This window comes from Gardnerella sp. KA00390, from assembly GCF_049244075.1.
Lineage (GTDB): Bacteria > Actinomycetota > Actinomycetes > Actinomycetales > Bifidobacteriaceae > Bifidobacterium > Bifidobacterium vaginale.
This window is the reverse complement of sequence record NZ_CP058372.1, coordinates 174,020-195,496: the sequence shown is the minus strand read 5'-3', so window position 1 is coordinate 195,496 and position 21,477 is coordinate 174,020. Positions and strand designations below refer to the sequence as shown.

14 protein-coding genes and 1 other RNA gene are annotated in these 21,477 nt (G+C 44.0%); 3 read left to right on the top strand and 12 right to left on the bottom strand.

Going from position 1 to position 21,477, the window contains the following annotated elements; translation table 11 throughout:
* Positions 1-66: 66 nt before the first annotated feature.
* Complete coding sequence (metG, locus tag HXT53_RS00735) at positions 67-1,932, bottom strand: methionine--tRNA ligase (protein WP_421780383.1); 1,866 nt, start codon at positions 1,930-1,932, stop codon at positions 67-69.
* Between the two features lie 209 nt (positions 1,933-2,141).
* On the opposite strand from metG, the gene HXT53_RS00730 reads away from it, so the two are divergent.
* Positions 2,142-2,996 (top strand): hypothetical protein, encoded by an 855-nt coding sequence (locus tag HXT53_RS00730; protein WP_032833861.1) that lies wholly within the window; start codon positions 2,142-2,144, stop codon positions 2,994-2,996.
* Complete coding sequence (locus tag HXT53_RS00725; RefSeq protein ID WP_004113848.1) at positions 2,986-3,297, top strand: hypothetical protein; 312 nt, start codon at positions 2,986-2,988, stop codon at positions 3,295-3,297. The genes HXT53_RS00730 and HXT53_RS00725 overlap by 11 nt, the downstream gene beginning before the upstream one ends.
* Here the strand turns inward: HXT53_RS00725 and rsmI are convergent.
* The gene (rsmI, locus tag HXT53_RS00720) at positions 3,292-4,185 is read right to left on the bottom strand and encodes a 16S rRNA (cytidine(1402)-2'-O)-methyltransferase (RefSeq protein WP_009994267.1); all 894 of its coding nucleotides are present in this window, start codon (positions 4,183-4,185) and stop codon (positions 3,292-3,294) included. The genes HXT53_RS00725 and rsmI overlap by 6 nt on opposite strands.
* Positions 4,186-4,340: 155 nt before the next feature.
* Here rsmI and HXT53_RS00715 point away from each other — a divergent pair, with 155 nt between their 5' ends.
* Positions 4,341-5,186: an alpha/beta hydrolase gene (locus HXT53_RS00715; protein ID WP_174191174.1), complete on the top strand. Its 846-nt coding sequence runs from the start codon at positions 4,341-4,343 to the stop codon at positions 5,184-5,186.
* Between the two features lie 493 nt (positions 5,187-5,679).
* On the opposite strand, the gene HXT53_RS00710 is transcribed toward HXT53_RS00715, so the two are convergent.
* From HXT53_RS00710 to HXT53_RS00665, 10 genes are all read right to left on the bottom strand, one after another.
* Positions 5,680-8,538 carry an SdrD B-like domain-containing protein gene (locus HXT53_RS00710; RefSeq protein WP_421780380.1) on the bottom strand — a complete coding sequence of 953 codons (2,859 nt, stop codon included), beginning with the start codon at positions 8,536-8,538 and terminating at the stop codon, positions 5,680-5,682.
* Positions 8,539-9,051: 513 nt separating this feature from the next.
* Positions 9,052-10,569: a formate--tetrahydrofolate ligase gene (locus tag HXT53_RS00705; protein WP_180947310.1), complete on the bottom strand. Its 1,518-nt coding sequence runs from the start codon at positions 10,567-10,569 to the stop codon at positions 9,052-9,054.
* 212 nt (positions 10,570-10,781) lie between these two features.
* Complete coding sequence (locus HXT53_RS00700; RefSeq protein WP_174191176.1) at positions 10,782-12,389, bottom strand: C69 family dipeptidase; 1,608 nt, start codon at positions 12,387-12,389, stop codon at positions 10,782-10,784.
* A gap of 197 nt (positions 12,390-12,586) precedes the next feature.
* Complete coding sequence (locus HXT53_RS00695) at positions 12,587-13,138, bottom strand: YbhB/YbcL family Raf kinase inhibitor-like protein (protein ID WP_020759648.1); 552 nt, start codon at positions 13,136-13,138, stop codon at positions 12,587-12,589.
* Between the two features lie 277 nt (positions 13,139-13,415).
* The gene (locus HXT53_RS00690; protein WP_101890416.1) at positions 13,416-14,603 is read right to left on the bottom strand and encodes a DNA polymerase III subunit delta'; all 1,188 of its coding nucleotides are present in this window, start codon (positions 14,601-14,603) and stop codon (positions 13,416-13,418) included.
* A 26-nt stretch (positions 14,604-14,629) separates the two neighbouring features.
* The gene (tmk, locus tag HXT53_RS00685; protein ID WP_421780376.1) at positions 14,630-15,340 is read right to left on the bottom strand and encodes a dTMP kinase; all 711 of its coding nucleotides are present in this window, start codon (positions 15,338-15,340) and stop codon (positions 14,630-14,632) included.
* Positions 15,341-15,361: 21 nt separating this feature from the next.
* Positions 15,362-18,199 carry a type I DNA topoisomerase gene (gene topA / locus HXT53_RS00680; RefSeq protein ID WP_410311515.1) on the bottom strand — a complete coding sequence of 946 codons (2,838 nt, stop codon included), beginning with the start codon at positions 18,197-18,199 and terminating at the stop codon, positions 15,362-15,364.
* Between the two features lie 170 nt (positions 18,200-18,369).
* Positions 18,370-19,491 (bottom strand): phosphoesterase, encoded by a 1,122-nt coding sequence (locus HXT53_RS00675; protein WP_041160695.1) that lies wholly within the window; start codon positions 19,489-19,491, stop codon positions 18,370-18,372.
* Positions 19,492-20,055: 564 nt separating this feature from the next.
* An RNA gene (gene ffs, locus HXT53_RS00670) (signal recognition particle sRNA small type) lies at positions 20,056-20,152 on the bottom strand.
* 67 nt (positions 20,153-20,219) lie between these two features.
* Positions 20,220-21,362, bottom strand: a complete 1,143-nt coding sequence (locus HXT53_RS00665) for an inositol-3-phosphate synthase (RefSeq protein WP_009994459.1) — start codon at positions 21,360-21,362, stop codon at positions 20,220-20,222.
* Positions 21,363-21,477: the final 115 nt, after the last annotated feature.

Here is a 21,477-nt window from a genome sequence, read left to right as displayed (position 1 = left end):
TTAAATCCTGATAGTCAACCTATTTTTTGTTACATGCATCACTATAACTTAAAATTTTTCGTTTAATCACTTAGATTCTAGTGATTTTTTAGCTGCAGCCAATCTTTCTTCGTCAGCTTTACGACGAGCGGCAAGCGCAGATTCAAAACGCTCAAGCTCCTCATCAATAGCCTCTTTAGGAATTTTGGCAAAAATCGGAGTTGGCTTAGCGACAGGCGTACCAGTCACTAATTCCTCACTCTCCCACGGGTGAACAGTTTCTCCAAGACGATAGTCGCCAGTAATAATCGGATACTTAAAATCTGGATTATCTAAGTCAGTCACCTCTTCAATTCTTGGCAGAGGAGAGAACACACCCGTGCCACCAAGAGCTTCCCACACTTTTTGCGCAGAATGTGGCAAGAATGGAGCAAGTAAATGATTAGCATCAGAGACAGCTTGAGCTGCAACGTGCAAAACAGTACCAAGACGTGCTTCATCATCTTTAATCTTCCAAGGCTCAGTTGCAGAAATGTACTTGTTGATATCCGACACAACACGCATTGCCTCGTTAAGCGCATTCTTCTGATGATGACGTTCAATCAAACCACCAACAATCTCAAAAGCATTAGAGGTTTGATCGAGCAAAGCGCGATCCATATCTGTCATTGAATTTTCATCCAGAGCAGGAATCTCTCCGAAATTCTTATGAATCAAATTAGCGACACGATTTACCAAATTACCCCAGCTGGCAGCAAGCTCTTCGTTATTATGACGAACAAATTCTGCCCAAGTAAAGTCGGCATCAGAATTTTCAGGACCAGCAATAGAAATGTAGTAACGCACAGCATCCACAGGATAACGCTCCAAAATATCCTTCACGTAAATCACAATTCCACGCGAAGAACTGAACTTCTTGCCTTCCATAGTCATAAACTCAGAAGCAACAACTTGCTCAGGCATATTCAACGGGCCATAAACTCCAGCCTCGCCACCCTTAGAGCCAGCGCCATTATATGCAAGCATTTCTGAAGGCCAAATCTGAGAATGGAAGGTGATGTTATCTTTGCCCATAAAGTAATAGCCAGGAGACTTAGGGTCACACCACCAATCGCGCCAAGCATCCGGCTTACCTTGACGGCGTGCCCATTCAATAGATGCAGACAAGTAGCCAATAACAGCGTCAAACCACACGTACAGGCGCTTATTCGGGTTATCAACCCATCCTTCTACAGGAACAGGAATACCCCAGTCAATATCACGAGTTATAGCTCGAGGCTTAACTTCCTTAAATAATCCAATCGAGAAGTTAATAACATTTGTACGCCAACCATCCCTTGAATTAAGCCAGCTTAAATTAGCATCAGCTAAAGCAGGCAAATCGAGGAAGTAATGCTCTGTTTCTTCAAATCGCGGAGTTTCGCCGTTAATCTTGGATACAGGATTAATAAGCTCATCTGGATCAAGCTCATTACCGCAAGCATCGCACTGGTCGCCTCTAGCTCCATCCGCGCCGCAAAGTGGGCATGTGCCCTCAATGTAGCGATCTGGAAGAGTACGACCTGTAGAAGGCGAAATCGCAACCTTTTGAGTACCCTTATAAATGTAGCCGTTCTTTAAGCACTGACGGAACATCTCTTGAACAACGTGCTCATGATTTGCTGTAGTCGTGCGCGTAAACAAATCGTAGCTTAAACCCAAATCGCACAAATCTTTAGTAATCACGCGATTATAGCGGTTAGCAAGCTCCTGAGCACTAACGCCTTCTTTATCTGCCTCAACTAAAATCGGCGTGCCATGTTCGTCTGTACCAGAAACCATAAGCACGTCATTGCCCTTCATACGCTCATAACGCGCATACACGTCTGAAGGAACACCAAATCCTGCAACGTGACCAATATGACGAGGGCCATTTGCGTAAGGCCATGCAACATTCACCAAAATATGACTCATAGCCAAATATTATCTTGTTCAGCGAGGACACCTTAATAAAAAACATATACACATATGCACATTTTTTAATGTAAAAATGCTTAAAAATCCACTTTTACACATTTCGCAAAAATCTTATGGACAACATGAACAAACGTATCTATTCTGTCTAAAACCATATGTCTAAAAAATTATTCCCAATCATTATGTCTAACAAGAAAGGAGGGATTATGAATAACGAAGCAGAAATTATTGCAAACAAAACTATTAACAATTCGACTAATACTACAAGTAAATACACATGCAAAACAACCGATAAGCGAACAAATAAAAGAACAGATAAACCCACAATCAAGCCAATCGCTAAAAATTTAAAAAAGACTTCAAGACAGACTTCAAAAAGCAGAAACTATGATGCGAATAAATACAGTACGACTAAAGATATAGCTCAAGAAACAAAAATAATTCTTGAAAATTACGACAATAAAAATCAACACATTGACATTAGTAAAAATCTTCCAACCTTACTAGACACAACGCATCTGCCAGGACCATTGTGCATGAAGAAATTATCTAAATTCGGAGCTTTTGAACGATTGTCAATAAGAAGCGGATTTGCACATTCCACTGCAAAGTCCATTGAGGGGCGGTGCAAAATACTCAAAAAGCTAATACCACGAGACTCTGCAGCATGCATGTTTACAGCATCATGGATTTGGCTTGGAGGAACAATTCCAAACATATTAGACGTTATCTCTGGCAGCCATTATCGCGTAGTACCACATGACCATCCATTACGAGTATTCAGACGAAAATTGTTGAAGAGAGAACAAAAGGTGATTAAAGATTTGCGCATAACATCTCCTGCTCGAACAATCTGCGACATAGCATTAACACCGTCTAAAAATATTTACGACGAGATACGCAAAAAAGACACAATTTTCAATCTGATTCAAGAATATGGCACAAGCTTTAAAGAATGCGAAAAAATCATAAATAGCAACCCACATTTTCCAGGAGCGCAAAAAGCAAAAGATTGGCTAAAAAACGTTATAGAACAGGAAGATATTTTTTATGAATATTAATATTGAACATTTAAATCAAGTACAAGAAAATACAGAAAATTTCCATAAAACACAAACAAAAGATCTACCACCAAAACCGCCAATCATTCTCACAGAGCAAGTAGCATGCTGTGAAAATACAGACAAAGAAATACTTTGGCACATAGCGAGAAACATTCCGCACTTACGAAAATGGGTTATAGCAAACCCAGCCGCTGACGCAAAAATACTGGAGTATATTTCACAGAAAGGCGGTCCAGATGTTAAGCATAGCTTAGACGTACTTTTAGAAAGCTACGATTACGCGAAACAGATTTCATGACTTGATGTTTAAACAAGCAGCATAAACTTCTTTACGATTCGCAAAAGAACCGTCTGAAAGAGGATTTTGTGAAACAATACGCGTTATAGCATCTTTAATACGCAAACCCTCATTTTGCGAAAGATCGTAAGACATTTGCGCAAGCTGTTCAACGCTCAAATCAATGTTTCGCTGCTTGATTTCTTCATCGCTAGCTCCCGCAATCACAAGAACAATTTCTCCGCGCGGAGGGTCGTTTTCTACGCTTTTGCATATTTGAGAGATTGTTCCTCGCCTTATTTCCTCAAAATCCTTTGTAAGCTCGCGACATAACGCCATTTTGCGATCTGCGCCAAAAACTGCAAGAAGATCTTCCATTGACTCCGCAATTCTGTGCGGCGCCTCATAAAAAACGATTGTTCGCCGCTCTGAAAGAAGCGAGCGCAAATGCTGCTGTCTGTCTCCAGATTTACGCGGCAAAAAACCTTCGTAGCAAAAACGGTCTGTTGGCAAGCCAGAAAGCGCTAGAGCATCTAGTACGGCACTCGGCCCAGGAGCGCAAGTAACAGGCAAATCGCGCTCTATTGCACGGCGAACGATCGCAAGCCCTGGGTCGTTAATCGTAGGCATACCAGCGTCGGAAACAACAAGAACAGTATTGCCTTGCTCAACCTTGTCCAGCAAGCCATCTGCCTTATTGTGCTCATTGTGATCGTGATACGCAATAACTTGCCCAGAAACATGCACGCCAAGGCGATTCGCAAGATCGTAAAGCCTACGCGTGTCTTCCGCTGCAACAATATCCGCGGTTTCTAGAAGATTAATCAAGCGCGATGAAGCATCTCCCATATTGCCAATAGGAGTGGCTGCAAGAACAACTTTACCCAAATTATCTTCTTCATTACGCATCTTAAATCTCCTTATGAAACTTCTTAAGACTCTACACGAATTTATAAAATAACGCACTTAAAAAATAAGATATTTGATTAGAATTATGCTTAGTAATTGCGCTTAGTAATTATGCTTAACATGAATTGCAAATAAGCAAAACGAAAAGAGATACCATGAAGATTATAGAACGCCAAATTAAAGGCATTGACGGTAGTAACGCGCTTCTTACTGGATATGTTTTAGACGACAACTTAGATAGCGAAGGGGATCAAACACGCCCAGCAGTGCTGATTTTGCCAGGCGGCGGATTCTTGCGCGTTTCTAATCGCGAAGCAGAACCTATTGCTATGAAGTTTGCTGCTGCTGGATTCCACGCATTTGTTCTGCGCTACTCTCTTGTTCCTAGTGCACACCCAACTCAGCTTTTGGAAGCCGCACAAGCTATGCAATTGATTCGCAATAATGCAAAAGAATGGCATGTAGATGCGCAAAAAGTGGCGATTATTGGATTCTCTGCAGGAGGCCATGTTGCAGCAAATCTTGCGACTAGCGTTAGCGACGATGTTGAAGAAGCAAATGGATACAACGCAAATGATGTTCGTCCAAACGCTCTTATGCTTGCTTACCCAGTGATTTCCGCTGGCGAATACGCACATAAGCCAACTTTCGACCGTCTTTTTGGAAGCGTAGATTCTAGTACTCGCGAGCAACTCGTTGAACAGCTTTCGCTTGAAAACCACGTTGATTCTAAGACTCCACCTGTGTTCGTTTGGCAAACGATTACAGACCAAACGGTTCCAGTTCAAAACTCTATTATGTTTATTAATGCTTGTGTTAAAGCTGGCGTAAGCGTGGAAGCGCATTTGTTCCCTAAGGGTCCGCACGGCTTGGCTTTGGCTGTTAAAGAGACTGCTAAGCGCGATGAAAATGGCGCAGTGATTCCTGAGTTTGTACAGCCAGAAGTTCAGCAGTGGATTTATCTTGCTTGTGATTGGCTTCGTCGCACATTTGCGTGCTAATCGACCTGTCTTCGAGCTTAGAGCGTAGCGCGGTTCCATTGCTTGGTATTGCGCGAGGTTTGAGTATTTCTCTCCTCGCAAGTCCCGTCGCTGCGCTCCTCTTTTATTGCTCGTATAGAAATACATCAAACCTTCTGAATATCTAACACTTTTGCGTATCTTTTATCACCGAGATTCTTGATTTTTCTTGCTGCTTCAGCGAATCACCATTTCATGCTGCGAATCGATCTGCATGAGCACTTAAAGCGTAGCGCGCGAATGCACTTCGATTCGCTGAGCTTGCTCAAAGCTGAAAGCACAGTGTGCTTTCAACGCAAGCGAAGACGTGAGCGCGCTGTAACGCGCGAGCGATACACCTCTTTCGCTGCGAAAAATCTCGAATCTCTACCTGGTTTGGCGTAATCATGTAGTGCGCTCAGGCAGGTCGTCGCGCAAACGCACTACACAAAATTGCAAGTCGACGTTTTATATTATTCACCTGAATTTTCTACGATTATTGCCTGTGCTTGCCCTTGCAGAAATAACTCTTTATTTTATTTGTAGCACCCAGAGCGAGCATAGCAACGGACGCAACAGCTGTGAAAACTGTGCTTACGCCAGTGTTTACAAGCTTATCCCTCACATGCTCTTGCTTAAAATCAGCATTATTATTGTCAAACGAACTTTCATTCGACTGACTATTATTGCTATCTAAATCATTATTAATGTTTGGTATCGGATTATCTAATTCACGAATCTCAGATTGATTAGGTTCTGAAGAATCCTCCTTAGGCTGGGGATCCTCATACTGAGGGGGATCATTAGACTCTGTGTAATCAGTATCAGGACCATCAGGAGTATCAGACTTAGGATCATCAGGTTCAGACTCAGGCTCCTTAGGGTTCTCATTGTCCTTCGGAGTATCAGACTTAGGATTAGTATCCTTTGGATCAGGATCTTCAGGCTCATCCTTCTTAGGCTCATCATTAGGCTTAGGATCCTTAGGCTCCTTCGACTCAGGCTCCTTAGGAGTATCAGACTTATCATCCTTAGGTTTCGTAGGATTATCAGGCTTCTTAGGATCTTCAGGTTTAGTATCAGGTACATCCCTATCCTGATAATTTGGATTATTAGGCTTATCCTTAGGCTTTGGATCATCCTTCTTAGGATCAGGAGACTTAGGAGTATCAGGTTTTACAGGATTGTAATCCTTAGGATCAGTCTTTTTCGGCTCAGGATTTTGCTTTGGCTTATTATCAGGATCCTTAGGCTTATCCTTCTTCGGCTCGGGATCCTTGGGATTTTCAGGTTTAGGCTGCGGATTCTTAGGCTCAGTATTTGGCTTAGGGTCCTTAGGCTCATCCTTCTTAAAAGCTCCAGCATCAATATGCTTTTTATCTTCGCCAGCAGAAAGACTTATATTGCCAACATATGAGTTTTTTGAAGTTGAATTATCAGTTTCTGAAGATACGTTTTCTATAACAGACCTATCCGTTACAGGCTCTCCAGGAATCGCGTCAGAATCTACAGAGGAATCTGACCCTTTATGCGTATATGTAAAACCAAAATATTCACTACCTTCTGGAAGTGTGAATTTAACAACATAGCTTCCTGGCAGCAAATTAGTAAATTCGTAGTATCCATCAGGCGAAGTAGTGGTAATAGGCTTAACTTCATTGCCATTTATGTCGATTACTGTACTATCTCCATACTGTTTAACAAGCTGTACTTTTGCACCAATTATGCTCGACTCCCCCTTATCTTGAATACCATTATGGTTAGCATCAAACCACACGCGTCCACTCAAAGATGCAGGAATAACGATTTCAATAGGAACTGTGCTAACTTTGCTGCGATTGCTGCGCGCATACGTTGCAACAGTCTCCTGAATTTTGTTAATAATTGGCGGATATTTCAAAGTATTATCTGGATAATTATCATTACAATCTAACGCACGATAATACGATTTTATAGATGCGCTTGCTTTTCCACTCATCCAAATACCGTTGCTAATATTATCAGGACCAAACACAGTTGAATCTGGGTTAAATTCTCCAGATATTAGCAATTCAGAAGGTCTGCTTTGTTTTGGAACAGTTCCCCAACCATCGAAATATTTAGAATCCAAAATATCGCCGAAAACTTCAGTATTCTCATAAGCAACTTTTTCTATTCCGATATTGCCCATAATTTTACGAGCTTCAGCATTGTTGTTAGGCGAACGGAAAACTGTTAAATGATGATTTTTAAGAGCTTGCTTAGTTCCATTTAAAGTATAGTCCTTAGAACCAAATGGAATTTTAAATCTCAACTTAATCGGATTATTGTCGTTCCCATTGCGATAAATAGTTACGAATTGGTTATGCTCAATATTTGCAGGTATTAATTGTGGTAACCAAACACCATTCTGCGACTCAACCATAGTGCTTCTACTGTCATAATCGACGCCGCTTGTTTCCATAGATAGCCCAGTGAACCAGAATCCATAATTATCTCTGCCGTCCCATCCAGTTACCAGATCCGAACGCACTAAGCATGGATTATCTTGAAGTATCTTATCGTTTGGAAAATCTTTTAATCCGCCGATTGTCGAAGTATATTCTATAGGCGTTGGGAAAGGCATATAAGACACTCTGCCTTGGATTAATGGTTTCACACCTTTTTTGTAATTTTGCAAATCAACTAGATCAGAAGTTTTTGCATTACTGTCGACTACTGTGGGGATTTCAATGGAAACTGTTTGATTATTTTTTATTACATCATCATTGGATAATACATTGCCAGAGTGGTTCACGCCTTTTATGGCAGCAAGGTATGGCATTTCGTTTGCAAAATCAGAGGACCACTCGTTGTAGTTAAAGTAGACGTCAAAAAGATTGTAGTTACCGAGATTGTGGTTATCAAACGACTTAGAATCTGAAATCTGTACTACTTTATTTGCAACACTGCCAGCATCAACAACAAAATCATTTGCGTTTACTGTAAGAATTTTCGGAATGGCTAGTCGAAGATATGGTCTAAAAACATCGCCAGCTTCAGGAACAATAAATTTGGCTGTAGCCCGGAGCGTAAGCTTGCTACCTGGACGCAGAATTTTATTAGTTTTATTCGTATTCGCATGATTGTCAGTAGAATCTCCATCAACATAGCTGATTGAAGTTCTTATTTCTGGAAGTTTCCCATCTGGCTTGCCGAAATGCTGGGTAGGAGCAGGAATTAAATCAATGTTGTTAATACTGGATTTATTCGTTGGAATGTTCTCACGATTAGTGAAAGCGTTATCATTGCTCGACTGAGCTAACGCCGAAGAAGATAAACTTGCTGTTAATAACGTGGCTGTTAATAAGCTAGCTGTCACTATTTTCATTTTCATTAAGTATTTTCTCCCTTCGCTCATGAAAATAGTTATGAGACAATCCACGAGTAAAACACTAAAAAATTTATTTTTCAAACCGAAAATTGTCGTAAATTTTCCGACAACTAAAACCCTTTTTATATTTATGGAATCGCCGAATAAAAAAAAAACACCTTCGGCGAGTCTGAAGAAAAATTTAAATTAATTGAGATAAAATACGAAAAATATGCATGTTAACTCTCTTATAATAAAGCTAAATCGTAATATTTTCTGTTGTTATAACAATATGATAATTAAATAATACATGTGAGGTTTTTCACATTACACAATATGGCGCAAGTTCAATACACAAATATCTTTACGATAGATACAACATGGATCCTATGTAAGATAAAAGACGTTTATAAACGACATTCATAAAACAACATTTATAAAAGACATTCATAAAACAAAAACGTCGCCCACACACCATGATTAATGTGTTGACGACGTTTTGTTATTTGCTATTAATGATTAATATTTAAAAAGCAATCACACTATTTTTGGCATAGGCGTTGTAAGCGAAGACGTAAGATTGACTTGCACAACCCCAGCTCCAGCATGAACTTCTACTTTCTTTAAAGTTACAGTGCGAGAATCTTCAGGCGCGTGATCGTCATCCGTCATGGTTGCTGGCGATTTTACAGCAACAAGAGCCAAGCTATCAAAATCAACACCAGACTTATTGCACAAATCCTGTGCTGCAGTCAAAGAAGCAGCAAAACCATCCTTTTCAATCACTCGACTTTCAGGAACTCCATATGCCTCGGCGCAAAGCAAATTAATGCGCTCGCGAAGCGACTTTCCTCGGCGGCTTTGCGGAACTTTCGTTTCAGTATCAGCGGTGATTACAGACACAAAATCATCTAGCTGATCTGCCAAGCCATCGCCGCCGTCTCGGAACAAATTGCCAACAATCGGCTTACGGAATCCTAAAGTCTTAGCTTGCTCAAGCAAATCTGGAACCTGCCCATCTTCACCTTCCCACAAATTGATAAGAGGGAACGTAGGAATATTAAGCGACTCAAGGCGCGAAACGTGGAACGGGTAACGCCACGCAAGCGTTTCGTCATCTCGCCAAGTAGTTGCACGAGTAACAACAACCGCAGCAGCAGGCCACTTTGCGCCAAATTCGCGAGCAGCAATATCTAGCCACTTTTGCGCACCAGCATCCGTGCCATAGCCTGCTTCCACAACAACAACATCGTGCAACGCACAAGCCATTTCAACGCTTACAAGGCTTGGAATACCAAGAGATACGTTGGCAAATGGCCCGCAATGAACATAAATCGGAGAACCATTAATCGTCTCAGTTTTTGCAGGCTTTACAGCATCGGCAAGAATATTTGTGATTCGCCACAAGTCAACAAAATCGCCAAATTTAACAGGATTCCCGTCTTTTGTGCCAGCAATCATGGCAGCAACGCGATTTGCGATTTCTTCCATGCTTCTCGAAAGCACTACAATTTGCATAAGCTCACAAGTTGGCGTTAACACAACGCGCTCCGCAACCGTGCTCTTGCCAAAGTCAACAGCAATACTACGCAAAGATCTTGAAGGCACTTCACTTACGCGCGGCACTAAAATCGTGTCTAAAATACCCTCGTCAATCGCTTTTTCTGCAAAAGAAACAAGCAAATTCTGCGCACATTCAATGGCAGCCATTTCTCCGCACAATCCCCAATCGATTAGCTCAGGGTGCGAAAGTGAGGACTTTCCGCCGCCGCTAGCGCCGCCTTTTGAACCCGCTGCAGTAATGCCCATGCTTGGCTGGCGCAAAACAGCCGCCGCATCTACCCCGCGTTCGCGCAACGCGTCTACCAGCGCAATAGTGGTAGTTGTTTTGCCTTCTCCTCTAGAAGCCTTAAGAGGAGTATCAGCTGTAACGAGTAGCACTTTACCGTGCTTTTTTTGCTCACTTGGATTCTTCTTTAAATAATCCATAAATCCGAAGGCGTCTATTTTTTTAACTAATCCAAATTGCGTAGTAAACGAATCAAGAATGCTCATATTCCCCACTTTCATAAGCAAAAAGCCTAGTAGATGCCCAATAGTGTTCAATAACAAACGTTCAATAACAGATGCCCAATAAACGCTCAATAGTAAACGCGCATAGCTAATGTAAATGAACAATTTTTATACTATACGATTGCATGGGCGTGGTATAGCAATATTACATTAAAACTATGCGCGTTATCACTAATGTCTATAACAACTTGCGATCAGTGATCGGAACGATTAAAACCATTCTTCATACGCATGCTAGTTATGTACAGCACTGTGTCAAGCAAAGAATCTGTTTCTTTCTTCAACTTTGCTGCCATATCGTCGTTCGCTTCAGCCAAAGCTTCACGCACTTTGTCGTTACGAAGCTCTGCAATAATTGCTTCAGGATCGCGAACTAAATCATCGTAATCTTCGCCTTCATTACCTTCACGTTCTGGTTCGTAATCCTTCAAAGAAACGCCAAGAATATCTGCCGCAGCAGCATCCGTAGACTTGACCATTGCGTGACCAAGAGAACCGACAACTTCTTGGTAACGCTCGATCGCGTTTGCAGTGTCGTTAAATGCGGCATCCGCAAGAGCTGCAATAATGCGATTCTCCCAATAGAAGTTTTCGCTTGTTACGCGAGTAGTCGTATCTTCCAAATACTTTGGAGTGCGATTTACGTTCGGATAGAACGGAATCAAAGAGTTGAAAGGATTAGAACCGTAAGTAATCCACTGAATTGCGCGCATTGCTTCTGGCATGTAAGGGCGAATTTGCATAACAGCAAGCTCGCTTTGACGATTAATACCGATTGGACGGAAAAGATGACGAGTATGCTCATCGCCAAGCTTGCCGTAAGGATCATACTCAGTGCCCTGATAGTGAGAGCTTAAAACGTACTTAATATCCTCAATCGTCACTTTGCGCTCAGGCTGGCGCGCCCACGGAATATCGTTGCTATCTGGCTTGTGATCCGCGTCTTTGCCATCCCACACTTCGTCATAAGGATTCAAGAAACGCTCCATAAACCATGCGCGAGGAGTGTTGTACACGTGGTCGGCATCTGAATGAGAGCCGAAAGCGTCGCGAGGGTTAAACGGCGAAGCGTTTTCTACCGACAAATCTAAGTGGTTTTCTTCAATAAACTCAAGCAAATCAGCCGAGCACATATGCTCTTCTTGGTCTCCCAAAGCGTCTTCCAAATCGAACTCGTCGATTCCAAGCTGGTTTGGCATAACAACATACGCCTCGTCTGGCACGCGCTTAGCAATCCAGTGGTGTCCGCCAACAGTTTCCATCCACCAAATCTCGTTTACGTCCGAGAACGCAACGCCGTTCATCTCGTAAGTGCCGTACTTTTCTAGCAACGCGCCCAAACGCTCAACGCCTTCGCGAGCGCTACGAATATAAGGCAAAACAAGAGTTAAGAAGTCTTCTTCTCCAATTCCGCCTGGAACTTCTGGCTTATAATCAGCGTCGCCTTCCTTACCTTGCGCTTTTTGAAGCTCCACCATTGGGTCGGCGCCCAGCACGCGCTCGTTGGATGTAAGCGTTTCGGTTGCGCTCATTGCCACGTTTGCTTCGTTAACGCCAGCTTCTCCCCAAATTCCTTCGCGCAAGTCTGCGTTTGGAACGCTTGTGTATTGCATTGGATTATCTGGAAGCTCTACTGTTACGTGGCTAAGCACGGACTTATAAACGCAAGGCTGATTTTGCGGCTTTACTACTACTAAGCGCTTTGGATTAAACTCGCCATTTGCTGAGTCTTCGTTACGCGCGATAAGCGTGGATCCGTCGTAGCTCGCTTTGCGTCCTACTAAAATTGTTGTGCATGCCATATTTGCATCCTCATTTTTCTAATTTTTGATTATTTTGGTTATTTGATTATTTTTGATTATTTTGTTTGTTTAGATTAGTTTGATTGGTTTTGCTTATTTTTGACTATTTTACGCACGCATATATAGTCGTAAGCTGCTTGCGACTAATCCGCACGAAGTCATATAAAGCCTAAATCCTAAATTCTAAAGCCTAAATTCTAAGCTTTTCCTCGCAAATATAATCCGTTAACGTCTACATACGAATCGTAATGCCTGATTTCATTCATCATTTCGTTAAGATAGAAGCCTTCTTTAAGATTTGGAAGAGGCTTTTGCGTGCCGAACACTTCTAGCATGTAGTCGTGATCCTTGTCTGGCGGCTGCGGGCCATTGTAGCGCATTGTAATTGCAGGGTCCGTGCAACCCACAAATCGGCTAGCTTGCGAGTTTCGCCCTTGTACAACTTCTGGAATCATGGTTGGCATTGTGCGCGAAAAGTCTTGCGGAATTTGCAAAGCGCGCGAATCGTTAAAGTCAAACATAAGCGCTTCCACTGGAACATTTGCCACAACCCAATGAATCCACTGGAATCCGCACACTGGTATAGCGTCGTCGTCTACAAATCGCCAATGCAAGTAGTGCACAAAATCCGGCAACTTGTCTACATAAAATGGAAAAGACACGACTGGAACGCCGTTAATCTTGTTTTCTTCCGGCGCAGCTTTTGCAAAGTTGTCTGGAATAGTGGTGAAATCTGCAGAAATATTCATAATCTAAGTATCTACTACCGCTGTGACTATACGCGACGACCTACCTTTTCGCTTGAGAATCGTAGCGCGAAAAGGTAATTCGGAGCGCTGAGCTTGCTTAAGGTTGAAAGCACGGTGTGCTTTCAACGCAAGCGAAGACGTTCGCGCGCTACGCTATTCCTCACGGCTATTAGTAGCCGTTCGGCTGATTTGGCGCATAAAGTCCACTGGACTTTATGCCTTAAGCCAAATCACGCTTTGAAGGAGCTTGAAATGCGTTATGCAATTTCAATCTCAGTCAAAGCGCACATAAAAGTGCTTCAAAAATAAGCGTTGCGTTTCCATTGCCAGCAAGCCGCTTTTTAGCAACCGCAAGCGCGTCCAGGCATTTAAGCGCGCGCTCTGCTGTATTCTTTTTAGAAAGCTGCATAATTTCTGCTTTAAATTCTTGATTCACAAGTGGTGTTTGCGATTGCGCATTGTTTAGCACAACAAGCACATCTCTGTACACGCTGCAAATCGCATCTATTGCGCGGTTTAAAACGTCTCTGCTTACGCGAGTGACTTTGCGCTTAACATCGTCTTTTTTGCCAATCGCATTGTATGCGCTACGAATTTTAGGTGGGATTTTATCTGTTGGCTTAATGCCATTTATGCGCAAAAACTCGCTTTGCTCAGCTTCAACAGACTTTTGCACTTCGTCTTCTGCCTGACTTTTAGCATCTTCGATTAGCGTTTGTGCAAGCATAATAGCATCTATTGCGCTGCTAAGACGCAAAACGCCTGCAACAAGCTCTTCTCTTCTGCTTCTAGCACTCTCGCTTGTAGCGTAAAGCATTGCTAAATCAACGTTTCCTTGAGCTATGCGAGCCACGCTTGCCGCCGTTTTTGCATCAATGTGTGCGCTTTGTTGCACGTATTCTTGCACATCTTGGTCGCTTGGTTGAGCCAAATTCACTATTTGAGACCTAGAACGAATTGTTGGCAAAACATCTGCCGCGCTTGCCGCGCAAAGAATCCATATTGTGCGAGGTGCTGGCTCTTCGATTTCTTTTAGCAAAACGTTTGTTGTGCGCTCAAGCATGCGCCCAACGTCTTCGATTATTATGATTCGCCACGGTGCAACACTTGGCATTTGCTCGGATATTGATACGAGTTCGCGCACTTCGTCAATGCTTACTGTAACTTTGTCCGTGCTTAAAATGTTTACGTCTGGGCTTGTTCCAGCTAATACTTCACTTGCGATTTTATCTGTGTTTATTTGAGTGTTTATTTGAGTGGCGGAGTTTTCGGCGGCGCGGTTGCTTGCGATTTTTCCACTCGATTGCAATGCCGCTGCAAACGCTCTTGCCACTTTTGCACACCCGAATCCAGTAGATCCGCAAATAAGCCATGATTGCGCGATTTTGCTTGAATCGCCTTGCGCTACTTTTTTAAGGCGTTCAACAACTTGCGCTTGACCAACTACCGATTCCCAAACGTCCATTGCTAAAATCCTATAGTCCTAAAATCCTAAAATCCTTGATTTTCTGGGGCTTCTGGCGATTTTTTGTCACCTATTCCAGCATTATCCATCAACTTGCACATGTCTTTAGCAATCAACTTAGATAAGTCGCAAGCTGGCAAAGTGGCGTCTAAAACGCAAAATCTTTGCGCATTTTGTTTAGCAAGATCTAAGAACGCTTCACGCGTGCGGCGCGCAAAATCAAGCCCTGCACTTTCCATGCGATCCGCCTGCCCATGCAATCGCACAGCAGCATCTTTCTCGCTCATATCTAGCAAATACGTGCGATTGGGCCAAAGGCAATTAGATGCCCACTCGCTTAAATCGCGCACGTCTTGCATAGTGAGCTCACGCCCCCCAGACTGATACGCTAGCGATGAGTCAATGTAACGGTCCGTTATAACCACCGCACCGCGCCGCAAGGCTGGGATGATGATTTGCGCAGCATGTTGAGCGCGATCCGCAGCAAACAGAAGCGCCTCGGTGCGCGCAGAAATCGCTCCGCCGTGTAGAAGAATGTTGCGCAACTGTTCGCCCAACGGTGTTCCGCCAGGCTCTCTCGTTACAACAACCTCAAGTCCGCGTGCTTGCAAAAAATCACGCAAAGCCTCAACTTGCGTAGTTTTCCCAACGCCGTCTATACCTTCAAAAGATATAAAAAGACCCTTAAGACCTTTGTTTAAACCGCTAAGCCCGCTGTTTTTAAGACCTATAGCCATTTTTGCATACCTCTACCAGGTTTACTCGCCTTTAGACGTGGACTTTTTTGCTGTGCTCTTTTTTGCAGCCGTCTTCTTAGCAGCCGTCTTCTTTGTTGCCGTCTTCTTTGCAGCAGTTCTCTTGCGCTTTACAGGCCCTGCCGCACGCTTTTGCGCCAAAAGCTCAAACGCAACCTGTGGCTCAATCGACTCAGGCGTGTACTGCTTTGGAAGCGTGCGATTCGTAACGCCGTCTGTAATATAAGCTCCGTAGAAGCCGTCTTTAATTACCACTGGCTTGCCGCTTTCTGGATCCTCTCCAAGCTCCCTAAGCGGCGGTTTTGCGGCTCCACGAGTGCGCTTTGCATACTTCGGTTGAGCAAAAAGCTCCTTGGCTTCGTCTAAAGTCACACTAAAAATCGCGTCTTCGCTTGCAAGCGAACGATTGTCTGGCTTGGCATCCACAGCCGAATCGCCAGCATCCGCGCGCTCGTAAGTCTTAGTCAAATAAGGTCCGTATCGACCATTATTCGCCTCAATCTTCGCGCGCTTTACTTCGCCTTGCTCATCAACTTCTTCCACAATGCCAACCAATCGAGGCAAGTTCAAAAGTCGCAAAGCATCTTGCAAAGTTATTGTTGCAGGGTCCATTGTTTTAAACAAAGACGCCATTTTTGGCTTAGCTTTAGCAGACTTTTTAGATTTTGCAGAAGACTTTGCGCCAGTTTTAGCAGAATCGTCGGCTGCTTGCGACTCATCCTCATCCGAAGCTTCAACAAGAGCAACGTAAGCTCCAAAACGCCCGTTCCTAACTTCTACACTGCCTCCAGTTTGCGGATCTGTACCCAAAACGCGCGGACCGTCGGAGTTGTTCTCAATCAAATCTCGTGCAACTTGCTCAGTCAACTCGTCTGGAGCCAAAGTACTTGGAATCGAAGCTCTGCGCGCATTGCCATCTTCGTCTAGATTCTTCGTATCTTCCAAATACGGGCCGTATCTGCCTACGCGCACGTGCAATCCGCCGCCAATATCAATCGTGTTGATTTCTCGAGCGTCAATCTCGCCAAGCTGATCAACTTGTTTTTGCAAACCTTCATGCATTGCAAAGTCGCCAGCAACCGCCCCGTTATCTCCAAAGTAAAACTTGTAAAGCCAATCTTTACCAGCTTCCTCGCCATGTGCTATGCGGTCCAAACCATTTTCCATGTCCGCCGTAAACGCATAGTCAACGTAAGTTGGGAAATTAGATTCCAAAAGCTTAATAACAGCAAAAGCAAGCCAGCTTGGAATCAACGCGCGCCCACGCTCATACACGTATCCGCGGTCAATAATCGTGGAAATAATGCTAGCGTAAGTAGACGGCCTACCAATCTCCTTAGCTTCAAGCGTTTTAACTAAAGACGCTTCCGTGTAGCGAGCTGGCGGCTGAGTTTCATGACCATCCGCGCTAACTCGCAAAGCTTTAAGAACATCGCCATTAGCCATAGGAGGCAAAGCCTTAGACTGCTCGTCTTCGCTAAATCCGCCAAACACCTTCATAAATCCAGCAAACTCAATCACGGTTCCAGAAGCTTGGAAATTAGCAGTCCCAAAGCTGCCAGCCGAAGCATCTAGCTTAACTGTAGCTGTAAAACCAGTAGCATCCGCCATTTGAGAAGCAAGAGTGCGCTGCCAAATAAGCGTATAAAGTTTAAGCTGATCGGCAGGGAGAACGCCAGCCAAATCCGCAGGATTTCTAAACGTAGATCCAGCAGGACGAATACACTCGTGCGCTTCCTGAGCGCCTGCAGAAGTCGTAGCATACTGTTTTGGAGAATCCGCTAAATACTCGTCTCCAAAACTAGACTTAACGCAATCTCGCGCCGCAAAAATCGCCTCTTTAGAAAGTGTTACAGAATCAGTACGCATGTAGGTTATGTAACCGTTTTCGTACAAAGATTGAGCCGCGCGCATAGTTTGGCGAGAGCTCATCGACAAGCGGTTTCCAGCAGTCTGTTGAAGAGTGGAAGTTGTAAACGGAGGCAATGGGCGGCGGCGATACGGCTTAGTGTCCATTGAGCTCACAACAAAATCAGCCGCGCCAAGACTCTGTGCAATCGCACAAGCATCTGCCTCATTCAAATAGTGCGCTAAAGCAGATTCGCCCTTAGTTTTTTGAAGCTCGCCAAGCGAATTAAAATCTTTAGAGGCAGCCAAACGCTCTCCATTTAGAGCCGTCATTCGCGCCTGAAAATCAACGCCGTTTGCGCTCAAATCCGCACAAACATCCCAATAGCTCGCCTTTTTAAACGCCATTCGCTCGCGCTCGCGCTCAACAATCAAACGCGTTGCAACAGATTGCACTCGCCCAGCAGAAAGACCCGGTCCCACTTTACGCCACAAAACTGGCGAAAGCTCGTAGCCGTACAATCTATCCAACACGCGGCGTGTTTCTTGCGCATCAACCATATGGTCGTCAACGTTTCGCGTGTTAGCAAGCGAAGCTTGAATCGCATCTTTTGTAATCTCGTGAAACACCATGCGCTTTACTGGCACTTTTGGCTTAAGTGCTTGCACAAGATGCCACGCAATCGCTTCTCCTTCGCGGTCCTCATCAGTTGCGAGGAACAATTCGCCCGACTTTGCGAGCGCAGCCTTTAAATCCGAAACTGTTTTCTTTTTATCCGCGCCAACAACATAGTATGGCTCAAAACCATTGTTTACATCTACGCCAAACTTGCCAAATTCTGCCTTTTTAGCAGCTGGCACCTGACTTGGCTGTGCTAAATCACGAATGTGGCCAACGGATGCCATAACAGTGTATCCGCTTCCAAGATATCCGCCTATTTTACGCGCTTTAGTGGGAGACTCCACAATGACAAGCTTGTTCTGCTCTGTCATACGCTCTCCTTTCGTACAGATGCATTTTGTATGCATATTCCGCGCTTTTACTACTCAATCCACGCAAACTCTAACGCAATACGCGTTTCATATTCAACAAAATCAACAAAATCAAACTTTGCGAAATATCAGCATATACTCCTATATATACCACTTTACTTATTTTTTATTCAATTAGACGATAATCTTAACAATAAATCGTCCTCATCTTGACGTTTTGGAACTTCGCTTTTTGAAGGAGGAGTAGGCGGAGCACCAACTAATCCTAGCCTACTTAAAGGAGCTGCACTGGATTGTCTAAGAACCATCAAAACGCCGAAAGTCAAGCTACACACTCCTGCTACAGCCCAATATGCACAAGAGTGCGATACCCCTATAGCCCATTTTGCACCTAAATCTATTCCTGGCATAATCTGGTAAATCATGTACGAACAGTAAGTTAGGCAGATTATTCCCATTGTGATCATTGCGCTTCCAACGATTTGCACGCTTATAGATGATCTTCTTGAACCTGGCACGTCCATTCCAGATGATCTTGTAAAAATCAACACTGTTGACGTTACAGCACCAACTATGAGTACGGATATCATAACGTCTGCCGGCCTGTGCCATCTGCCTCCCAAAAGAGCTATGGCAAGCAGAAATGTGATTATTGCTGAGCCAAGTGCAATCCATGCTCTAAAAGCGCGACTTACAGCGCAAACAAGCAGCGCGCACGCAGCCGCCATTAGTAGCATGTGACCAGACGGAGCGGAATTTTTTGCAAGCGTTGCTACATTTACTAGGATCGGACGCGGAAGCACACGTTTTAGAGGCTCTGCAGCTAGAGATAAAACTAGTATTACAGCGCATTGCGCAATCAGCCACCAGCGTTTTCTTATGATTGATATTATTGCTGCCGCAGCGCAAATCAAGGCAGATAAGACTATAACGAGTATGGAACTTCTAAGCGGAGTTAGTACAACAGACAGCCACGACGGAATGGCACTATATCCAAAAGTACTAATCACCATTTCTTCATACGACTGACCTATTGCGGTTCTAACGGCTAGAATCCACATGATTGATGCAAAAGATGCAAAAAGAACAGCACACAGCGCACACAAAGCTATTGTTGATATTCTAGGACGATTCATCAGCGGATCGAGCTTAGAAATATCTTGATTAGCCTCGCTGCTTTGAGAATTTTGACTATTTTTGATATTTTCACCAATGCCGCTAATTTGACTATTATCACTGTCGTCGCTGCCATCGCTAATCTTGCTGCCTTCAAATAGACTCATACCAAGCATTTTATCAAACAACACTCCACGCGCTACGTGGTTATGTAGATTACGCCAAATGTGGTAGAGATTCGAGATTTTTCGCAGCGAAAGAGATGTATCGCTCGCGCGTTACAGCGCGCTCACGTCTTCGCTTGCGTTGAAAGCACACTGTGCTTTCAACTTTGAGCAAGCTCAGCGAATCGAAGTGCATTCGCGCGCTACGCTTTAAGCGCTCATGCAAGTCGATCCGCAGTCCTCCGATGGTGACTCGCCGAGAGAGCAAGAAAAATCGAGAATCTCAGCGATTAAGCAATACGCAATTGTTCAAGAATGTAAGAGGGCTGGGTGATTCTTGGTCGAACAGTATAAGAGCGGCAGCCGATACCAAATAATCCAATGATCAACCACTACAAACAAACATCAACCTAAAAACAAAATCAAAGACAAAACGGAACAACCGCAACAACAAGAAACACACAAGAGGCGGAGCGTTGTGAGACAAGAAACACCCAGCCCTCGCGCAACAACAAATGGGTAATATCGCTTGCGTTATATTTGCATCACGAGCGAGACAAATCTAACAAACTTTATATAAGAAAACCCCCGCGCACCCACCAGAGGCCACTTACCCTTGCTGCATTCCTGCCCTGGGGGGATTGGGTGACGTAGTGCCACGCGGAGGCTCTACCTATATTACACGATTTTGGCTACAAGTCGAGCGCAAGTCGCAAGCTTCCGCACCATTAGGCGCATTGCTAGGCGCGCCACACGCTTTTACCATGTTCTTTTGCAGCCTCAACATCTGCATTAAGCTGCGACTCATCTGCCTCAACATCTCCAGCAATATAGCGCTCAACGAGTTCGCGCGCCTCGCTATCTTCATGCTGAACAGCTGGCGACTTCATAAAGTAGGAGCTAGGAGCCAAAATCGGGCCTGAAAGCTTGCGATCCAACGCAATCTTCGCCGCACGCACAGCGTCTATAACAATGCCTGCAGAATTAGGCGAATCCCACACTTCGAGCTTGTACTCTAAGCTAAGCGGAACATCTCCAAAAGTGGTGCCCTCTAAGCGCACAAACGCAAACTTGCGGTCGTCAAGCCAAGCAACATAATCCGAAGGACCGATGTGCACGTTGTGATCATCCATATCGTGCGGAACAATCGAAGTAACCGCGCGCGTCTTAGAAATCTTCTTCGACTCAAGCCTAGAGCGCTGCAACATGTTCATAAAGTCCATGTTTCCGCCAACATTCAGCTGGTAAGTGCGATCCAAACGCACTCCTCTATCTTCAAAAAGTCGCGCCATAACGCGATGCGTAATCGTAGCTCCAACCTGGCTTTTAATATCGTCGCCAATAATCGGAACGCCTGCATCGCGGAACTTTTGCGCCCAAACTGGGTCGGAAGCAATAAAAACAGGAAGGCAATTTACAAACGCGCATCCAGCTTCCATAGCCGCCGTAGCATACGCCTTATCTGCCTGCTCGGAGCCAACTGGCAAGTAAGAAACAAGCACGTCTACATGCAAATCGCGCAAAACCGCGGCAACATTTACAGGCTCTTCCTTAGACTCCTCAATCATTTGCTTGTAGTAGTCGCCCAAGCCATCGTAAGTAGGTCCACGCTGCACTTTAACACCAAGATTAGGCACATCTGCAAAGCGAATCGTGTTGTTTTGCGAAGCATAAATCGCCTCGCTTAAATCATGACCCACTTTTAAAGCGTCAACATCAAAAGCTGCTACAAACTCAATATCTCGCACGCGATATTGCCCAAAAACAGCATGCATTAATCCTGGAATTTTATCGCCATCATTGGCATTTTTGTAGTATTCAACGCCTTGAACCAACGACGAAGCACAATTGCCAACACCGGCAATGGCAACGCGGATACTCATATAAACTCCTTGCCCAAAAACAACAGCATATAATCATGCTGCACTAACACACTTTTATAATACTAGCTTTTACAAATATTACACATGATATTACATATGATTAAAATTCCCCGCC